18 protein-coding genes are annotated in these 18158 nt (G+C 76.3%); all 18 read left to right on the plus strand.

All coding sequences use genetic code 11. From position 1 onward, the window contains the following. The first annotated feature begins 63 nt into the window (after nucleotides 1-63). The 18 genes from MN205_RS17230 to rplS all read left to right on the plus strand — a co-directional run bounded on the left by MN205_RS17230 (nucleotide 64) and on the right by rplS (nucleotide 18136). On the plus strand, nucleotides 64-657 hold the full coding sequence (locus tag MN205_RS17230) for a DUF177 domain-containing protein (RefSeq protein WP_374115975.1): 594 nt from the start codon (nucleotides 64-66) through the stop codon (nucleotides 655-657). A gap of 2 nt (nucleotides 658-659) precedes the next feature. After that, nucleotides 660-863: a 50S ribosomal protein L32 gene (gene rpmF / locus MN205_RS17235; protein WP_242129534.1), complete on the plus strand. Its 204-nt coding sequence runs from the start codon at nucleotides 660-662 to the stop codon at nucleotides 861-863. Nucleotide 864: 1 nt separating this feature from the next. Beyond that, a complete protein-coding gene (gene rnc, locus MN205_RS17240; protein WP_374115976.1) occupies nucleotides 865-1605 on the plus strand; it encodes a ribonuclease III in 741 nt (246 codons plus the stop codon). Nucleotides 1606-1612: 7 nt separating this feature from the next. Continuing rightward, the gene (gene mutM, locus MN205_RS17245) at nucleotides 1613-2563 is read left to right on the plus strand and encodes a bifunctional DNA-formamidopyrimidine glycosylase/DNA-(apurinic or apyrimidinic site) lyase (RefSeq protein ID WP_242129538.1); all 951 of its coding nucleotides are present in this window, start codon (nucleotides 1613-1615) and stop codon (nucleotides 2561-2563) included. Nucleotides 2564-2582: 19 nt separating this feature from the next. Then, a complete protein-coding gene (locus tag MN205_RS17250; RefSeq protein WP_242129540.1) occupies nucleotides 2583-2891 on the plus strand; it encodes an acylphosphatase in 309 nt (102 codons plus the stop codon). A 58-nt stretch (nucleotides 2892-2949) separates the two neighbouring features. Beyond that, the gene (gene smc, locus MN205_RS17255) at nucleotides 2950-6525 is read left to right on the plus strand and encodes a chromosome segregation protein SMC (protein WP_242129542.1); all 3576 of its coding nucleotides are present in this window, start codon (nucleotides 2950-2952) and stop codon (nucleotides 6523-6525) included. A 128-nt stretch (nucleotides 6526-6653) separates the two neighbouring features. Beyond that, a complete protein-coding gene (locus tag MN205_RS17260) occupies nucleotides 6654-6941 on the plus strand; it encodes a hypothetical protein (RefSeq protein WP_242129544.1) in 288 nt (95 codons plus the stop codon). 46 nt (nucleotides 6942-6987) lie between these two features. After that, complete coding sequence (ftsY, locus tag MN205_RS17265) at nucleotides 6988-8181, plus strand: signal recognition particle-docking protein FtsY (protein ID WP_242129545.1); 1194 nt, start codon at nucleotides 6988-6990, stop codon at nucleotides 8179-8181. Nucleotides 8182-8443: 262 nt separating this feature from the next. Then, complete coding sequence (locus MN205_RS17270) at nucleotides 8444-9784, plus strand: ammonium transporter (RefSeq protein WP_242129858.1); 1341 nt, start codon at nucleotides 8444-8446, stop codon at nucleotides 9782-9784. After that, nucleotides 9781-10119: a P-II family nitrogen regulator gene (locus tag MN205_RS17275; protein ID WP_242129546.1), complete on the plus strand. Its 339-nt coding sequence runs from the start codon at nucleotides 9781-9783 to the stop codon at nucleotides 10117-10119. The genes MN205_RS17270 and MN205_RS17275 overlap by 4 nt, the downstream gene beginning before the upstream one ends. Before the next feature lie 70 nt (nucleotides 10120-10189). Further along, the gene (locus tag MN205_RS17280; RefSeq protein WP_242129547.1) at nucleotides 10190-12568 is read left to right on the plus strand and encodes a [protein-PII] uridylyltransferase; all 2379 of its coding nucleotides are present in this window, start codon (nucleotides 10190-10192) and stop codon (nucleotides 12566-12568) included. Between the two features lie 60 nt (nucleotides 12569-12628). Then, nucleotides 12629-14209: a signal recognition particle protein gene (gene ffh, locus MN205_RS17285; protein ID WP_242129548.1), complete on the plus strand. Its 1581-nt coding sequence runs from the start codon at nucleotides 12629-12631 to the stop codon at nucleotides 14207-14209. A 25-nt stretch (nucleotides 14210-14234) separates the two neighbouring features. Further along, nucleotides 14235-15338, plus strand: coding sequence for an amidohydrolase family protein (locus MN205_RS17290; RefSeq protein WP_242129549.1), 1104 nt, complete (start codon nucleotides 14235-14237; stop codon nucleotides 15336-15338). 174 nt (nucleotides 15339-15512) lie between these two features. Further along, nucleotides 15513-15887 carry a 30S ribosomal protein S16 gene (rpsP, locus tag MN205_RS17295; protein ID WP_242129550.1) on the plus strand — a complete coding sequence of 125 codons (375 nt, stop codon included), beginning with the start codon at nucleotides 15513-15515 and terminating at the stop codon, nucleotides 15885-15887. Nucleotides 15888-15891: 4 nt separating this feature from the next. Then, nucleotides 15892-16131 (plus strand): RNA-binding protein, encoded by a 240-nt coding sequence (locus tag MN205_RS17300; protein ID WP_242129551.1) that lies wholly within the window; start codon nucleotides 15892-15894, stop codon nucleotides 16129-16131. Nucleotides 16132-16219: 88 nt separating this feature from the next. After that, nucleotides 16220-16786 carry a ribosome maturation factor RimM gene (gene rimM, locus MN205_RS17305; protein WP_242129552.1) on the plus strand — a complete coding sequence of 189 codons (567 nt, stop codon included), beginning with the start codon at nucleotides 16220-16222 and terminating at the stop codon, nucleotides 16784-16786. A gap of 2 nt (nucleotides 16787-16788) precedes the next feature. Then, the gene (trmD, locus tag MN205_RS17310; protein ID WP_242129553.1) at nucleotides 16789-17649 is read left to right on the plus strand and encodes a tRNA (guanosine(37)-N1)-methyltransferase TrmD; all 861 of its coding nucleotides are present in this window, start codon (nucleotides 16789-16791) and stop codon (nucleotides 17647-17649) included. Nucleotides 17650-17773: 124 nt separating this feature from the next. After that, nucleotides 17774-18136 (plus strand): 50S ribosomal protein L19, encoded by a 363-nt coding sequence (rplS, locus tag MN205_RS17315; protein WP_242129554.1) that lies wholly within the window; start codon nucleotides 17774-17776, stop codon nucleotides 18134-18136. Nucleotides 18137-18158 lie beyond the last annotated feature (22 nt).

Here is an 18158-nt window from a genome sequence, read left to right on the forward strand (position 1 = left end):
GACCACGGGCGGCGGGGCCGAGTGGTGCTCCGAACGCAGCAGGAGGCAGAGCGAGTGGGCAAGGTGCAGGAGGGTCGTCTCGACCCCAACGCGCCGCTGGTGCTGTCGACCCACGAGCTGGGTCGGCGCCCGGGCACGATGCGCACCCTGCGGCGCACGGTCCCGGCCCCGGCGGACCTGGGCATCGCCGTCATCGGCGTCCCCGAGGGCAGCGATCTGGAGCTGGACCTGCGGCTGGAGGCCGTCATGGAGGGCGTGCTGGTCTCCGGCACCGTCCGCGGCCGGGCGGTGGGGGAGTGCGTGCGCTGCCTCACCGAGGTCACCGAGGACGTCGAGGTCGAGGTGCAGGAGCTGTTCGCCTACCCCGGCAAGCGGCCCGCCGAGGTCTCCGAGGACGACGACGAGGTCCGCGAGGTCGCCGCCGGCGAACTGGTGGACCTGGAACCCGCGGTCCGCGACGCGATCGTGCTGGAGCTGCCGTTCCAGCCCGAGTGCGACGGCCCGTGCCAGCAGGACTACGAGATCGGCGTCTCCGAGCGCGTGCTCGGCGGCGGCGAGGACACCGAAGAGCCGGCGGACCCCCGGTGGGCCGCCCTGCAGGGTCTGCTCGAGGAGCAGCCCGGCCAGAACCCGTCCGACACGAGAGAGAAGAGCTGACCGTGGCCGTCCCGAAGCGGAAGATGTCCCGCAGCAACACGCGGTCGCGCCGCGCCCAGTGGAAGGCGTCCGAGGAGACGCTGACCCGCACCACGCAGCGCGGCCAGGTCGCCTACGCGCGCCCGCACACCGCGCGCGTCGTCACCGACTCCGCCGGCACCCCCCTGTACCTGGAGTACAAGGGCCGCAAGGTCAAGGACCTCTGAGCTGACCGCTCAACAGGACCGCGCCACCCGGCCGGGCGNCGTCGCCCGGCTGGGTGCCGCCCTCGGCGTCGACATCGACGCCGGCCTGCTCGTGCAGGCGCTGACCCACCGCTCGTACGCGTACGAGCACGGCGGTCTGCCGACGAACGAGCGGCTGGAGTTCCTCGGGGACTCCGTGCTGGGGCTCGTGGTCACCGACCGCCTGTACCACCGGCACCCGGACGTCTCCGAGGGCCGCCTGGCGAAGCTGCGCGCCGCGGTCGTGAACTCCCGCGCGCTGGCCGACATCGCCCGCGGCCTGGACCTGGGCGCCCACGTGCGCCTGGGCAAGGGCGAGGAGACCACCGGGGGCCGCGACAAGTCCTCCATCCTCGCCGACACGATGGAAGCCGTCATCGGCGCCGCGTACCTGTCCGTGGGCCTGGACGCCGCGCGCGAGTTCGTGCTGCGCCTGACGGCGGACGTGCTGGAGTCCTCCGAGCGCCTCGGCGCCGGCGCGGACTGGAAGACCGCCCTGCAGGAGCTGACCGCCGCCGCCGGGCTGGGTGTGCCCTCCTACGCCATCACGGACTCCGGCCCCGACCACGCCAAGAGCTTCCGCGCCGACGCGGTCGTCGGCGGTTCGGTCCTCGGCCAGGGCGAGGGCCGCAGCAAGAAGGAGGCCGAGCAGAAGGCCGCCGCCACCGCGGTCGAGGCGCTGCAGGAGGCCCGCGCCGCGCACGCCGTGCGCGCGGAGGGCTGAACCGGGCGTGCCCGAGCTCCCCGAGGTCGAGGTGGTGCGCCGCGGCCTGGCCCGCTGGGTCGCCGGCCGCCGCGTGCGCGAAGCGCAGCTGCTGCACCCGCGCGTGGCGCGCCGCCACGTCGCCGGGTCCGCCGACGCCGTCGCCCGGCTGGAGGGCGCCGTCCTCGCCGACGCGGTGCGTCGTGGCAAGTACCTGTGGCTGCCGCTGGTGGACCCCGCCCGGGGCGCGGCCGCCGAGGCGCTGGTGGTGCACCTGGGCATGAGCGGGCAGCTGCTCGTCGAGGCCGAGGACGCCCCGGAGGAGAAGCACCTGCGCGCCCGCTGGCGCTTCGACACCTCGCACGTCCCGGCCGAGGCGGCGGGCACGGAGCTGCGGTTCGTGGACCAGCGCACCTTCGGCGGCCTGGCCGTCGTGCCGCTGGTGCCCGCGCCCGACGGCGGCCCCGGCGGGCTGGGGGAGCACCCGGACGCCGCGTGGGGGGCGTCCCTGCCCCAGCCGATCGCGCACATCGCCCGCGACCCGCTCGACCCCGCGTTCGACGACGCCGCGTTCGCCCGGCGGCTGCGCGAGCGCACCACCGGCCTCAAGCGCGCCCTGCTGGACCAGGCGCTGATCTCCGGCGTGGGCAACATCTACGCCGACGAGGCGCTGTGGCGCGCGCGGCTGCACTACGCCCGCCCCACGGCGTCGCTGCGGCCCGCGCAGGTGGAGGTGCTGCTGACCGGGTTGCGCGAGGTGATGACCGCCGCGCTGGCCGCGGGGGGCACGAGCTTCGACGCCCTGTACGTCAACGTCAACGGCGCCAGCGGGTACTTCGACCGCTCCCTGGCGGTGTACGGGCAGGCGGGGCGGGCGTGCCCGCGGTGCGGGACGCCGGTGCGGCGCGACGCCTTCATGAACCGCTCGTCGTTCACCTGCCCGTCGTGCCAGCCGGCGCCGCGCGCCGCGCGCCCCTGAGCCGCGCGACGTGGAGGACGTGAGCGGACCGGCCGCCGCGCCGGAGGGGGACGAGCGGCTGACCGCCTTCGTCTCCGGGCGGGTCCAGGGCGTCGGCTTCCGCTGGTGGACGCGCACGCAGGCCCTCGAGCTGGGCCTGGTGGGCAGGGCGGTCAACAAGACCGACGGGCGCGTCGAGGTCGTCGCCGAGGGACCGGCGCAGCGGTTGGAGGAGCTGCTGGAGCGCCTGCGCGAGCAGCCCAGCGCGCACGGGCGCCCCGGCCGTGTCACCGCCGTCGTCGGCCACCGCGGTGCCGCCCGCGGCGTCAGCGGCTTCACCACCCGCTGACCGCACCCGCCGCGCGGCGTCCCGGTCAGGGCCCGGCGCGAAGTTAGGCTCCCTGTCCGTGCACCTGAAGACCCTCACCCTCAAGGGGTTCAAGTCGTTCGCGTCGGCGACGACGCTGCGGCTGGAACCGGGCATCACGTGCGTGGTCGGCCCGAACGGCTCGGGCAAGTCGAACGTCGTGGACGCCCTGACCTGGGTGATGGGCGAGCACAGCGCCAAGAGCCTGCGCGGCGGCAAGATGGAGGACGTCATCTTCGCCGGCACCACGGGCCCCTCCGGGCGCGCGGCGCTGGGCCGCGCGGAGGTCAGCCTCACGATCGACAACACCGACGGTGCCCTGCCCATCGAGTACGCCGAGGTGACGATCACTCGGACGATGTTCCGCACCGGCGGCTCCGAGTACGCGATCAACGGCTCGCAGTGCCGGCTGCTGGACGTGCAAGAGCTGCTCAGCGACTCCGGCATCGGCCGCGAGATGCACGTCGTCGTCGGGCAGGGGCAGATCGACGCCGTGCTGCACGCCTCCCCGGAGGAGCGGCGCGCGTTCGTGGAGGAGGCCGCCGGCGTCCTGAAGCACCGGCGCCGCAAGGAGAAGGCGCTGCGCAAGCTCGACGCGATGGAGGGCAACCTCACCCGCGTCGCCGACCTGGTCAGCGAGATCCGCCGGCAGCTCAAGCCCCTGGGCCGGCAGGCCGAGGCGGCCCGCCGCGCCCAGGTGGTGCAGGCGGACCTGCGTGACGCGCGCCTGCGGCTGCTGGCCGACGACCTCGTCCAGGCCGTCAGCTCCCTGCAGCGCGAGGAGGCCGACGAGGCGGCGCTGAGGGCCCGCCAGGAGCGCGTGGAGGCGGACCTGCGGGAGGCCACCGAGCGCCTGCGCGCCGCCGAGGCGGCGGCCGCGGCGGCCGCTCCCGACCTCGCGCGCGCGGTGGACACCCACCACCGCCTGCAGGCGCTGGCCGAGCGGTTGCGCGGCGCGCGGGCGCTGGCCGCCGAGCGGCTGCGGCTGCTGGCCGCCGAGCCGGAGGAGCAGACCGGCCGGCGCGACCCGGAGGAGCTGACCGCCTCGGCGGCGCGCGTGCGCGCCGAGGAGGAGGAGCTGACGGGGAAGGTCGCCGAGCACCGCGCCGCTCTGGACGACGTGCTGGCCCGCCGGGCCGAGGCCGACCGGGCCGCCGCCGAGGAGGACCGCCGCGTGGCCGCCGCGCTGCGCGCCGCCGCCGACCGGCGCGAGGGGCTGGCCCGCCTCGGCGGGCAGGTCGCCGCCGCCCGCAGCCGGGTCGAGGCCGCCGAGGCGGAGCTGGAGCGCCTCTCCGGCGCGCTGGCCGACGCCGAGCGCCGCCGCGAGCGCGCGCAGGGCGAGTTCGCCGCCCTGGAGACCCAGGTCGCCGGCGTCGAGGAGGGCGAGGAGGACCTGGACGCCGAGCACGAGGAGGCCGCAGCCGCGCTGGAGGCCGCCGACGCCGCCTGCGAGGCCGCCCGCGCCGAGGAGGGCGCCGCCGCCCAGGAGCGCGCCGGCTGGGCGGCCCGCAAGGAGGCCCTGGAGCTGGGCCTGACCCGCGGTGACGGCGCCGGTGCCCTGCTGGCGGCCGGTCCCGCGCTCTCCGGCGTGCTGGGCTCGGTGGCCGCGCTCCTGGAGGTGGAGACCGGGTGGGAGCAGGCGGTGGCCGCTGCGCTCGGCGCCGCCGCCGACGCCGTGGCCGTGGCCGGACCCGAGGAGGCGGCCGCCGCGATCGAGCACCTGCGCGCCGAGGACGCCGGCCGCGCCGGCATGGTCCTCGCCGGCGCACCCGCGGTCGCACACGCGGCCGCCGACGCGCCCGACGGTGCCCGCCCGGCCCTGGCCCTGCTGAAGGCCCCCGCCGAGCTGTCCGGCGCCTTGTCCCGCCTGCTCGGCGACGTCGTCGTCGTCGACGACCTCGCCGCCGCCCGTGCGCTGGTCGCCGCCCGCCCGGACCTCGTGGCCGCCACCCGGGACGGCGACGTGCTCTCCGCCCACCGCGCCGCGGGCGGCTCGGCCTCCGCGCCCAGCCTGCTGCAGGTGCAGGCCGCCGCCGACGAGGCCGCCGACGCCCTGGCCGCCGCCGAGCACCGCCTGCAGCGCGCCCAGTTCACCCTCACTGCCGCCCAGCACGCCCGCGAGCAGGCGGCCGACCGCGTCGAGGCCGCCCTGGAGCGGCTGCACGAGAACGACGCCCGGATGAACGCCGTCGCCGAGCAGCTGGCCCAGCTGGGCGCCGCCGTGCGCGCGGCGGCCGCCGAGGCCGAGCGCGCCGCCGCCACCCGCACCCAGGTGGCGCAGCGCCTGGAGGCCGACCGCGCGCAGCTCACCGAGCTCGGCGAGCGCTTCGAGGCCGCCTCCGCCGCCCCCGAGGACGACGACGCCGGCACTTCCACCGACGAGCGCGACCGCCTCACCGAGCACGCCCGCTCCCTGGGCCGCGCCGAGACCGAGGCGCGCCTGGCGCTGCGCACCACCGAGGAGCGCGCCCGCGCCCTGGCCGGCCGCGCCGACGCGCTCGAACGGCAGGCCGCCGAGGAGCTGCGCGCCCGCGAGCGCGCCGCCGCCCGCCGCGCCCGCCGCGCCGAGCAGGCCCGGGTGGCCGGGCGCGTGCGCGAGGGCGCCGAGCGGGCGCTGGCCCGCTGGGAGACCTCCGCCGCCGAGGCGTCCCGGCTGCGGCAGGCCGCCGAGGCCGCCCGCGCCCGCTTCGAGGAGGAGGTGGGCACCGCCCGCCGCGCGGTGGAGGCGCTGACCGCCGAGCAGCACCGCCTGGGCGACTCCCGGCACGCCGACGAGGTCGCGCGCGCCCAGCAGCGCTGGCGCATCGACGCGCTGCGCACCCGCGCGATCGAGGAGCTGGGCACCGACCCGGACGTCCTCGTCGCCGAGTTCGGCCCCGACCAGCTCGTGCCGCCCTCGCCGCCGGCGCCGGGGGACGCGGAACCGGACGAACCGCCGCAGCCGCGCCCGTACGTGCGCGCCGAGCAGGACAAGCGCCGCCGCGCCGCCGAGCGGGCCCTGGCCCAGCTGGGCACGGTCAACCCGCTGGCGCTGGAGGAGTTCGCCGCGATGGAGGAGCGGCACGCGTTCCTCGTCGCCCAGTCCGAGGACCTGAAGAAGTCCCGCAAGGACCTGCTGGACATCGTCAAGGAGGTCGACGAGCGCGTCGAGCGCGTCTTCTCCGAGGCGTTCGCCGACGTGGCGGCCCAGTTCGAGGAGGTCTTCCCCCGGCTGTTCCCCGGCGGGGAGGGGCGCCTCGTCCTCACCGACCCCTCCGACATGCTCGCCACGGGCATCGAGGTGGAGGCCCGCCCCGCGGGCAAGAAGGTCAAGCGGCTGTCCCTGCTGTCCGGCGGGGAGCGCTCGCTGGCCGCGGTGGCGATGCTCGTGGCGATCTTCCGCGCCCGCCCCAGCCCGTTCTACGTCCTCGACGAGGTGGAGGCGGCGCTGGACGACGCGAACCTCTCGCGCCTGATCACCCTGTTCGAGGAGCTGCGGGCCTCCAGCCAGCTCATCGTCATCACCCACCAGAAGCGCACGATGCAGATCGCCGACGCGCTGTACGGGGTGACGATGCGCGGCGACGGCATCAGCACCGTCGTCAGCCAGCGGCTGCGCGAGGCCGTGCCGGCCTGAGGGTGGTCGTGCCGGTCTCACGGTGGCCCTGACCAGGGCGGCCGGATGGTGACGCATCTGCGAAGGGTTGGTCACGGAGAGGCAACACCGTCGTGGCGCGGTGGTGCGGCCGGTGCGCGGGAGGCAATGTGGACCTCGTGGTGCTGACGACCTTGATCGTGACGTTCGTCCTCGTCGTGGGGCTCGCGGTGGCGGTCCTGCTGTCCGTCGCCGCCCCGCCCATGCGCGCGCGCGGCAGCCGGCTCGTGGCGCGGCTGGACGCGCTGGCCGCCCGCTGGGCGCCGGTGGCGCTGCGCGCCGCGCACCGGGCCCGCGTGCGCGCCGAGCGCACCGGCCGGCGGGCCGCCCACCAGCTCGCGCAGCGCCTCGCGGCGCACCGCGCCCGCTCCGGCGACGAGGCCGCCCGGGCCCGCTGACGCCACCGGCGGGAGCGGCGGGTCGGGTCTGGGAGGATCGGCGCCCGTGGAGACCCTCGACATCGTCATCGGCGTCGCCGTCCTGATCCTCCTGGCGGGCGTCGGGGCCATCGCCGGCCTGGTGCGCCCCCGCCGGCGCCGCCGGTCGCTGCCGCCGCGCGAGGCGCGGCAGGCCGGCGGCCCGGTGCTGGGCCCCCGCTCGGACACCGACCCCCTGCCCGGGGTCGGTGACGACGCGGAGGTGCCGCGGGACTCGCCCAGCCGCGCCGTCGACGTCGTCGAACTGCCGGAGGAGCCGGCCGGTCCCGAGCGCCCCGCGCCCGTCGGCGGGCGCCTGGTCCGCCTGCGCGAGCGGCTGGCGCGCTCCAACTCCGCCCTCGGCCAGGGTCTGCTGGCGCTGCTCTCCCGCGACACCCTCGACGAGTCCACGTGGGAGGAGGTCGAGGAGACGCTGCTGCTGGCCGACGTCGGCGTCGGTCCCACCACGGAGATCGTCGACCACCTGCGCGAGCGGGTCCGCGTGCTCGGCACCCGCGAGCCGGCCCGGCTGAAGGAGCTGCTGCGCGAGGAGCTGCTGGCGGCCGTCGGGGCCGACGTGGACCGCTCCCTGGCCACCGAGCGCCACGGCGAGCGGCCCGCGGTCGTCCTCGTGGTCGGCGTCAACGGCACCGGCAAGACGACGACCGTGGGCAAGCTGGCGCGCGTGCTCGTCGCCCAGGACAAGGACGTCGTCCTCGGTGCCGCGGACACCTTCCGCGCGGCGGCCGCCGAGCAGCTGGCCACCTGGGGCGAGCGCGTCGGCGTGCCGACGGTGCGCTCCGAGAAGGACGGCGCCGACCCGGCCTCCGTCGCCTTCGACGCCGTCAAGGCCGGCATCGACGCCGATGCCGACGTCGTGCTCGTCGACACCGCCGGGCGCCTGCAGAACAAGGCGGGGCTCATGGACGAGCTGGGCAAGGTCAAGCGGGTCCTCGAGCGGCACGGCCCGGTGGACGAGGTGCTGCTGGTGCTGGACGCCACCACCGGGCAGAACGGCCTGCGCCAGGCCGCGGTGTTCTCCGAGGTGGTGCACGTGAGCGGCATCGTGCTGACGAAGCTGGACGGCACCGCCAAGGGCGGCATCGTCGTGGCCGTGCAGCGCCAGCTCGGCGTGCCGGTGAAGCTCATCGGCCTGGGGGAGGGCCCCGACGACCTGGCGCCCTTCGAGGCCGAGGCGTTCGTGGACGCGCTGCTGTCCTGACCGCCCGGTCCGGGAGGCCGGGGGGCCGGGAGGCAGCCGGTGGCGCGCGGTGACCGCGCGTCGCCGCGCTGGTGCGGACGGGCCACGTGCCCAGGGGTGTAACGCGAAGTTCACACGAGGGCGGGGCTCGTCACCGGCACGAAACACGCGGTGGCCGCGGACGTAACACGCCCCCGCCACGGTGGGGGCCGTTCCGCGCCGCACCCCGCGGCCGCACCGCCCGCCGCCGGCACCCGCCGGCCTCCCGGAAGGCCTGTTGCCCATGGACACCGGTGACACCGCCTGGATCCTCACCAGCGCGTCGTTCGTGCTGCTGATGACGCCCGGCCTCGCGCTCTTCTACGGCGGCATGGTCCGCGCGAAGAGCGTCCTGAACATGATGATGATGAGCTTCGGCGCCCTCGGCCTGATCGGGGTCCTGTGGGTGCTGTACGGCTACTCGATGGCGTTCGGGAACGACGTCGGCGGCGGCCTGCTCGGCGACCCGTTCGAGTACCTCGGCCTGAGCGGCCTGCTCGGCGAGGACAACCTCTCCGGCACCCTGCCCGGCATGGCGTTCGTCGGCTTCCAGGCCGCCTTCGCCATCCTCGCCGTCGCCCTGATCTCCGGCGCCATCGCCGACCGCGCCAAGTTCGGCGCGTGGATGGTCTTCGCCGGCGTGTGGGCCACGATCGTGTACTTCCCCGTGGCGCACTGGGTCTTCGCCTTCGACAACGACGACGCTGGCGTGGTGGGCGGCTGGATCGCCAACGGGATCGAGGCCATCGACTTCGCCGGCGGCACCGCGATCCACATCAACGCCGGCGCCGCCGCCCTCGCCCTCGTCCTCGTCCTGGGCAACCGCAAGGGCTTCGGACGCGAGCCGATGCGCCCGCACAACCTGCCGCTGGTCATGCTCGGCGCCGGCCTGCTGTGGTTCGGCTGGTTCGGCTTCAACGCCGGCTCCGCCGTCGCCTCCGGCAACACGGCCGCCGTCGCGTGGGTCAACACCCTCGTGGCCACCTCCGCCGCGATCCTGGGCTGGCTGCTCACCGAGCGCTTCCGCGACGGGCACGCCACCTCCCTGGGCGCCGCCTCCGGCGCCGTCGCGGGCCTGGTCGCCATCACCCCGGCCTGCGCGGCCGTCAGCCCCGTCGGCGCCATCGTCATCGGCGTCCTCGCCGGGGTCCTGTGCGCCCTGGCCGTGGGCCTGAAGTACAAGCTCGGCTACGACGACTCCCTCGACGTCGTCGGCGTGCACCTCGTCGGCGGCCTGTGGGGCACGATCGCCGTGGGCTTCCTCGCCACCGCCGACGCCCCCAACGGCGTGGACGGCCTCCTCTACGGCGGCGGCGTGGACCAGTTGTGGCGCCAGGTCGTCGGCGCGGTCGCGGTCCTGGTCTTCTCCTTCGTCGTCACCTGGGTCATCGGCCTGGTGATCCAGAAGACGATGGGCTTCCGCCTCGACGAGGAGGACGAGGCCGCCGGCATCGACCAGGTCGAGCACGCCGAGTCCGGCTACGACTGGGGCACCCTCGGCGGCGGCCACCTCGGCGGCGGCACCCGCCCCGCCCCCCGCCACACCACCGCCACCCCCGGCGCCACCTCGGAGGTCTCCGCGTGAAGCTGCTCACCGCCATCATCAAGCCGCACAAGCTGGACGACGTGAAGTCCGCCCTGGAGTCGTACGGGGTGCAGGGGCTGACGATCTCGGAAGCCTCCGGCTACGGTCGTCAGCGCGGCCACACCGAGGTCTACCGCGGCGCGGAGTACACCGTCGACATGGTCCCCAAGGTGCGCGTGGAGGTCCTCGTCGACGACGTCGACATCCACGACGTCGTCGAGGTCGTCGTCAAGAGCGCCCAGACCGGCCGCATCGGCGACGGCAAGGTGTGGACGCAGTCCGTGGAGGACGTGGTGCGGGTGCGCACGGGCGAGCACGGGCCCGACGCGCTGTGACGAGCTCCTCCAGGCGGGGCGGCCGGCCGGCCGCCCCGCCGCGGCGCGCGCCCCGGGCTCGGTGGTGAGCGTGGACCTTCGCACCGAGCGGCTCGCGCTGGCGGTGCGGGGCGGCCGGCCCGGTCCGCACCGCCGAGCCGAGCTGGTGCAGCTGGTGGAGGCGCGCCTGCGCGATGTGTGGGACCGGGCCACCGCCCCGCTGCCCGCGCTCCGCACCGGTCCCGACGGGCCCGTCGGCGCCACCACCGGCGTCGCCCTGGCCTGCGTCGGCTCCCTGGCCCGCGGGGACTGCGGCCCCGCCAGCGACGTCGACCTCGTCCTGCTGCACGATGGCCGCAGCCTGGCCGCCGACGACGTGGCCGCCCTGGCCGACCGCGTCTGGTACCCGCTGTGGGACGCCGGGCTGCGCCTCGACCACTCCGTGCGCACCGCGAAGGAGTGCCGCGAGGTCGCCGCCTCCGACCTGACCGCCGCCACCGGTCTGCTGGACCTGCGCGTGGTCGCCGGCGACGGCGGGCTGGTGGCCCGCACCCGCGGGCACCTGCTGGACGACTGGCGCGCCGGCGCGCGCCGCCGGCTCCCGCAGGTGCTGGACTCCCTGGCCGAGCGCGCCGCGCGCTGCGGGGAGCTGGCGTACCTGCTGGAGCCGGACCTGAAGGAGGCCCGCGGCGGCCTGCGCGACGCCGTCGTGCTGCGCGCGCTGGCCGCGACGTGGCTCACCGACCGCCCGCACGGCGCCGTGGACGAGGCCCACACCGTCCTGCTGGACGTGCGCGACGGCCTGCAGGCGTGCTCCGGCCGCCCGGGCGACCGCCTGCTGCTCGCCGAGCAGGACGCGGTCGCCGTGGTGTGCGGCCACGCCGACGCCGACGTCCTCCTCGCCGCCGTCGCGCAGGCCGCCCGCACGATCTCCGCGGCCGTGGGCACCACGACCCGCCGGGCCCGGCAGTCCATGCCGTCGCGGCGCTTCCGCGCCACCGGACGCCGGCCCCGCCTGCGCTCGCTCGGCCACGGCCTCGTCGAGCACGACGGCGAGGTCGTCCTCGGCGCCGGGGTCTCCCCGGTGCAGGACCCCGTGCTGCCGCTGCGGGCCGCGGCCACCGCCGTGCGCGCCGGGCTGCCGCTGTCACCGGTGACGCTGGAGCACCTGCTGGCCTCCTGCCCGCCGCTGCCCGAGCCGTGGCCGGCCGGGGCTCGCGAGGCGCTGCTGGAGCTCCTGGCCGCCGGTCCCGCGCAGGTGCCGGTGTGGGAGCAGCTGGACCTGGTGGGCCTGGTGGAGCGCTGGGTGCCGGAGTGGACGGCCGTGCGCAACCGCCCCCAGCGCAACGCGGTGCACCGGTGGACGGTGGACCGCCACCTCGTCGAGACCGCCGTGGCCGCGCAGGTGTTCCTGCGCGACGTGCCCCGCCCGGACCTGCTGCTGCTGGCGGCGCTGCTGCACGACATCGGCAAGGTCGCCGGCGCCCGGGACCACGCGCGCACCGGCGCGCCGCTGGCGCGGAAGGTGTGCGAGCGCGCCGGCCTGGAGGCCGCGGACACCGCGGTGGTGGAGCGGCTGGTCGCCGAGCACCTGACGCTGGTGGAGCTCGCCACCCGCCGCGACCCCGACGACCCGCGCACGGTGGAGGCGCTGGTCGCGGCCGTCGGCGGGCGCGCGGACGTGCTGGACCTGCTGCGCGCCCTGACCGAGGCCGACGCGCGCGCCGCCGGCCCGGCCGCGTGGTCGCCCTGGCGCGCGAGGCTGGTCGACGACCTCGTCTCCCGCGCCCGCGCCCACCTGGCCGGCGAGCCGGTGCCCGCCCCGGCGGGCTTCGACGCCGCCGAGCAGGCGCTGGCCGCCGCCGCGGCCGCCGACGGGCGCCCCCGCGTGGACGTGCGCGAAGTCGACGGCTTCCACGTCGTCACCGTCGTCGCGCCCGACCGCACGGGCCTGTTCGCGGACCTGGCCGGGCTGCTGGCGGGGCACCGGCTGCTCGTGCGCTCGGCGCTGGTGCGCACCCTGGGCGGCGTGGCGGTGGACTCCTGGTGGGTGGAGACCGCGGACGGCGAGCCGCCGTCCGCGGAGCTGCTGCGGGTGGGGCTCGAGCGCATCGCCGGCGGTGACGCGACCCTGCTGGACCGCCTGGCTGCCCGCGACGCGCAGACCCCGCGGCCCGCGGGGGGCTTGCGCTCGCTGGTGGCCCACCCGCGGGTGGTGATCCTGCCGGGGGCCTCCGAGCGGGCCACGGTGCTGGAGGTGCGCGCCGCCGACCGCCCCGGTCTGCTGCACGCGCTGGGGCGGGCGCTGGCCGTCGAGGGCGTCGACATCCGCTCCGCGCACGTGGCGACCTACGCCGCCCAGGCCGTGGACACCCTGTACCTGGCCGAACCGGACGGGCGGCTGCTGACGCCGCCGCGGGTGGCGATCGCGGTGCGGGCGCTGTCCGACGCCGCCGAGGTGCCGGGCTGACGCGGGCCCGGCGGCCCCGCTGCGGCGGCCCCGTCCCGCGACTCCCGTAGGCTGTGGGGCGTGTTCGCCACGCTCTCCGACCGCCTCACCGCGACGTTCAAGTCCCTGCGAGGCAAGGGGCGCCTCTCCGAGGCCGACGTCGACGCGACGGTCCGGGAGATCCGCCGCGCCCTGCTCGACGCCGACGTCGCCCTGCCCGTCGTGCGCGAGTTCAGCCAGCGCGTGCGCGAGCGCGCCACCGGCGAGGAGATCAACCAGGCGCTGAACCCGGCGCAGCAGGTCGTCAAGGTCGTCAACGAGGAACTCGTCGGCATCCTCGGCGGTGAGACCCGCCGGCTGCGCTTCGCCAAGAACCCCCCGACGGTGATCATGCTCGCCGGCCTGCAGGGCGCGGGGAAGACGACGCTGGCCGGCAAGCTGGGCCGCTACCTGAAGCACAACGGGCACCGCCCGCTGCTGGTGGCCTGCGACCTGCAGCGCCCCAACGCGGTGAACCAGCTCCAGATCACCGGTGAGCGCGCCGGCGTGGACGTCTTCGCCCCCGAGCCCGGCAACGGCGTGGGCGACCCCGTCGCGGTCGCCCGCGCGGGCGTCGAGCACGCGCAGCACCACCACTTCGACGTCGTCGTCGTCGACACCGCCGGCCGCACCGGCGTGGACGCCGAGATGATGCAGCAGGCCATCGACATCCGCGCCGCCGTCACCCCCGACGAGGTGCTCTTCGTCCTCGACGCGATGATCGGCCAGGACGCCGTCGCCACCGCCGAGGCCTTCCGCGACGGCGTCGGCTTCGACGGCGTGGTCCTCACCAAGCTCGACGGCGACGCTCGCGGCGGTGCCGCCCTGTCGGTGCGCCAGGTCACCGGCCGGCCGGTGATGTTCGCCTCCACCGGCGAGAAGCTCGACGACTTCGAGCTGTTCCACCCCGACCGGATGGCCTCGCGCATCCTCGACATGGGTGACGTCCTCACCCTCATCGAGCAGGCCGAGAAGGCGTTCGACGCCGAGCAGGCGCAGTCCATGGCGGCCAAGTTCGCCGCCGACGAGGACTTCACCCTCGACGACTTCCTGCAGCAGCTCAACGCCGTGCGCAACATGGGCTCGATCAAGAAGATGCTCGGGATGCTGCCGGGCATGGCGCAGATCCGCGACCAGCTCGACGCCTTCGACGAGCGCGAGTTCGACCGCATCGAGGCCATGGTCCGCTCCATGACGCCGCTGGAGCGTCGCCAGCCGCGCGTCATCAACGGTTCGCGCCGCGCCCGCATCGCCGCCGGGTGCGGGCAGAGCACCTCGGCCGTCAACGACATGCTCGAGCGGTTCGGGCAGGCGCAGAAGATGATGCGCCAGATGCGCAAGGGCCTCGGCGGCGGCGGCCTGCCGGGCGTGCCGGGGATGCCAGGCGTGCCGGGCGGTGCCTCGAAGAAGCAGAAGGCGCGCGCCGCGGCCGCCAAGGGCCGCAAGGGCAAGTCCGGCAACCCCGCCAAGCGCGCCGAGCAGGAGCGCGCGGCCGCGTCGCGGGCGATCACGAGCGGTTCCGACGGCGGCTCGGCGTTCGGCGCCCAGCAGCCCCCGGCGGAGTTCGACCCCTCGCAGCTGAACCTGCCGAAGGGCTTCGACAAGTTCCTCGGCGGCAGTTGAGGCCGGGCGCGCGAAGGGCTGCGACGTGGCCGCCGCCGAGGCGCTGCACCTGTCCGGGCCGGTGCTCACCGGTCCCGACGAGGTGCGCGGCGAGGCGTGGGTCGTCGGCGGGCACCTGACCTTCTCCCGCCCCGCCGGGGTCACGACCACGCGCGCACCCGGCTGGGTGCTGCCCGGCCTGGTCGACGCCCACTGCCACGTCGGCGTCGGGCCCACCGGACGGGTCGACGACGCGACCAGCGAGGCGCAGGCGCTCACCGACCGCGACGCCGGGGCGCTGCTCCTGCGCGACGCCGGCTCGGCCTCCGAGACCCGGTGGATCGACGAGCGCGAGGACCTGCCGCGCATCGTGCGCGCCGGCCGGCACATCGCGCGCACGAAGCGCTACCTGCGCGGCCTGGCCCACGAGATCGAACCCGAGGACCTCGTGGCGTTCGTCCGGGCCGAGGCCCGCCGCGGCGACGGCTGGGTCAAGCTCGTCGGTGACTGGATCGACCGCTCCCGCGGCGACCTCGCGCCCTGCTGGCCCGCCGACGTGCTGCGCGCCGGTGTCGAGGCCGCGCACGAGGCGGGGGCGCGCGTGACCGTGCACCACTTCGGCGAGGAGGGCCTGGAGGACCTGCTGGCCGCCGGGGTGGACGGCATCGAGCACGGCACCGGCCTGACCGCGGCCACCGTCGAGGCCGTGGCCGCGCGCGGCGTGGCGGTCGTGCCCACCCTCGTCAACATCGCCACGTTCCCCGGCATCGCCGACCGCGGGGAGCCGAAGTTCCCCGCGTACGCGGCGCACGTGAGGGCTCTGCACGCCCGCCGGTACGCCACCGTCGCCGCCCTGCACGAGGCGGGGGCCCCGGTCTTCGCCGGCACCGACGCCGGCAGCGTCCTGCCGCACGGCCTCGTCGTCGACGAGCTGCACGAACTGGCGGCCGCCGGGCTGCCGCGCGCAGCGGCCCTGGACGCGGCCACCTGGGCGGCGCGGCGCTGGCTGGGGCACCCGGCGCTGACCGAGGGTGCGAGCGCGGACCTGCTGGTCCTGGAGGGCGATCCGCGCGCCGACCTCGGCGTGCTGCGCCGCCCCCGCGCGGTGGTGCTGCGGGGGCGGGTCGTGGCCGGTGGCGCGCCGCGCTGAGGGCGCCGTCGGGCCGGTCGAGCGGGGCCGCGGACCTCTGGCACAATGGCGGGTGCACCCGAACGCCCAGGGACCCTCTCACCCGGGGATGTTCGCGTCCACGAGCAGCACCGCCCGGCGTCCCCACACCGGCTGGTGACAGCTCACCCTGATGAGAACCGGAGACTCCCGCACGTGGCTGTCAAGATCCGACTGAAGCGCCTCGGCAAGATGCGCTCGCCCTTCTACCGCGTCATCGTCGCCGACTCGCGCTCCAAGCGCGACGGTCGCGCCATCGAGGAGATCGGCGTCTACAACCCGATGACGCACCCCTCGACCATCGAGATCAAGTCCGAGCGCGCGCAGTACTGGCTGGGCGTCGGCGCGCAGCCGACCGAGCAGGTCGCCGCGCTGCTCAAGGTCACCGGCGACTGGCAGAAGTTCAAGGGCACCAAGGGGCAGGAGGGCCGCTACCAGCAGCCGTCCGCCACCACCAAGCAGGCGACTGCCGCGTCCCCGGCCTCGGCTCCGGCCCCGGCCGCCGCGGAGACCCCCGCCTCGGAGTCCTGATCCGGTGCTCGCGGACGCTCTCGAGCACCTCGTGCGCGGCATCGTCGGGCACCCGGACGACGTGCGCGTGACGGCCAAGGCGTCGCGCCGCGGCTCCCTGCTCGAGGTCCGCGTGCACCCGGAGGACCTGGGCCGGGTCATCGGCCGTTCCGGCCGCACGGCCAAGGCGCTGCGCACCGTCGTCGGTGCCCTCGCCGGCGACCGGCAGGTCCGCGTCGACCTCGTCGACGTCGACCGCCGCTGAACCCGAACCACCGGTGAGCGCCGGGGTCGCNCGCACCGCGACCCCGGCGCTCGCTGCGTCCCCCTCGAGACACCGCCCTGGAGAGCCCGTGGAGTACGTCGTCGCCCGCATCGGCCGTCCGCACGGCGTGCGCGGCGAGGTGACCCTCGAGCTGCGCACCGACGCGCCCGAGGAGCGCTTCACCCCCGGCGCCGTCCTGCGCACCGACCCGGCCGCGCGCGGCCCGCTGACCGTCGAGTCCGCCCGCTGGCACAACGGCACCCTGCTCGCCGCGTTCGCCGAGGCCGCCGACCGCAGCGCCGTGGAGGCGCTGCGCAACACCCTGCTGCTCGCGGACGTCGACGAGGACGCCGCCGCCGAGGACGACGCCTGGTACCCGCACCAGCTGCGCGGCCTGGCCGCCGTCACCGCCTCCGGCACCGCCCTGGGCACGGTGGCCGACCTGGTCACCGGCACCGCCCAGGACCTGCTCGTGGTCACCGGCACGGACGGGCGCGAGGTCCTCGTGCCCTTCGTCGAGCGCCTCGTGCCCGTCGTCGACGTGCCCGGCGGCCGGGTGGTGCTCGACCCGCCCGGCGGGCTGTTCGCGGAGCTGCCGGGGGACCAGGACGCGGACACCGACGCGGACACCCGCCCCGGCGGGGACGAGGGCTGAGCGTGCGCGTCGACGTCGTCTCCATCTTCGGCGAGTACCTCGCACCGCTGTCCCTCTCCCTCATCGGCAAGGCCCGCGCCCAGGGGCTGCTGGACGTGCGGGTGCACGACCTGCGCGAACACACCCACGACCGCCACCGCACCGTCGACGACACCCCGTACGGCGGTGGCGCGGGACTGCTGATGAAGCCCGAGCCGTGGGGCGAGGCGCTCGACGCCGTGCTGGCCGACCCGCCCGCCGACGACGACGGCCGTGGCCCGGTGCTGCTCGTGCCCAGCCCGGCGGGGGAGGTCTTCACGCAGGCCGCGGCCGTCGAGCTGGCCGCCGAGCCGTGGCTCGCCTTCGCCTGCGGCCGCTACGAGGGCATCGACGCGCGCGTCGCCGAGCACTACCGCGCCCGCGGGGTGCGGGTGCGCGAGGTGTCGCTGGGCGACTACGTGCTCAACGGCGGCGAGGTCGCGGTGCTGGTGGTGGTCGAGGCCGTGGCCCGCCTGCTGCCCGGCGTCGTCGGCAACGCCGCCAGCCTGGCCGAGGAGAGCCACGCCGCCGAGCACGACGGGCTCCTGGAGCACCCGGCGTACACCAAGCCGACCAGCTGGCGGAGCCTGGACGTCCCGGCCGTGCTCTCCAGCGGCGACCACGGCGCGGTGGCCCGCTGGCGCCGCGAGCAGGCGCTGCGCCGCACCGCCCGCCGCCGCCCCGACCTGCTGGCTCGCCTGGACCCGGCGCGCTGCGACGCCGCGGACCTGCGCGTGCTCGCCGAGGAGGGGTTCACCCCGGACGGCTCCACGGGGTTCGGTCCGGCCCTCCCAGCTGTGGCAGACTGGACGGCTGACCCCACAACCAGCCGCGACGGCCGGTGACCGCTGCCCCCGGGCAGCGGGGGTGCGCCCGCCACAGGGGGCCGCACCCGCCCGGAGCAGACCGTCGCGGGACCGAATCCCGAGCCGGGGACCTGTGGCGCCGGCGGGGGAGAAGAGCGACACCATGAACGTGCTCGACAACGTCGACGCCGGCAGCCTGCGCACCGACGTCCCGGAGTTCCGCCCCGGCGACACCCTGAAGGTCCACGTCAAGGTCGTCGAGGGCAACCGCTCGCGCGTCCAGGTCTTCCAGGGCGTCGTGATCCGCCGCACCGGCGGCGGCGTGCGCGAGAGCTTCACCGTCCGCAAGGTCAGCTTCGGCGTGGGCGTGGAGCGCACCTTCCCGCTGCACACCCCGGTCATCGAGAAGATCGAGGTCGTCACCCGCGGTGACGTCAAGCGCGCGAAGCTGTACTACCTGCGCGACCTGCGCGGCAAGGCCGCCAAGATCAAGGAGCGTCGCGACTCCTCGACGCCCCGCGGCTGACCTCCGCGGCGCCACGTCCGGC

It is taken from the genome of Kineococcus sp. TRM81007, from assembly GCF_022669155.1.
Taxonomy (GTDB): domain Bacteria; phylum Actinomycetota; class Actinomycetes; order Actinomycetales; family Kineococcaceae; genus Kineococcus.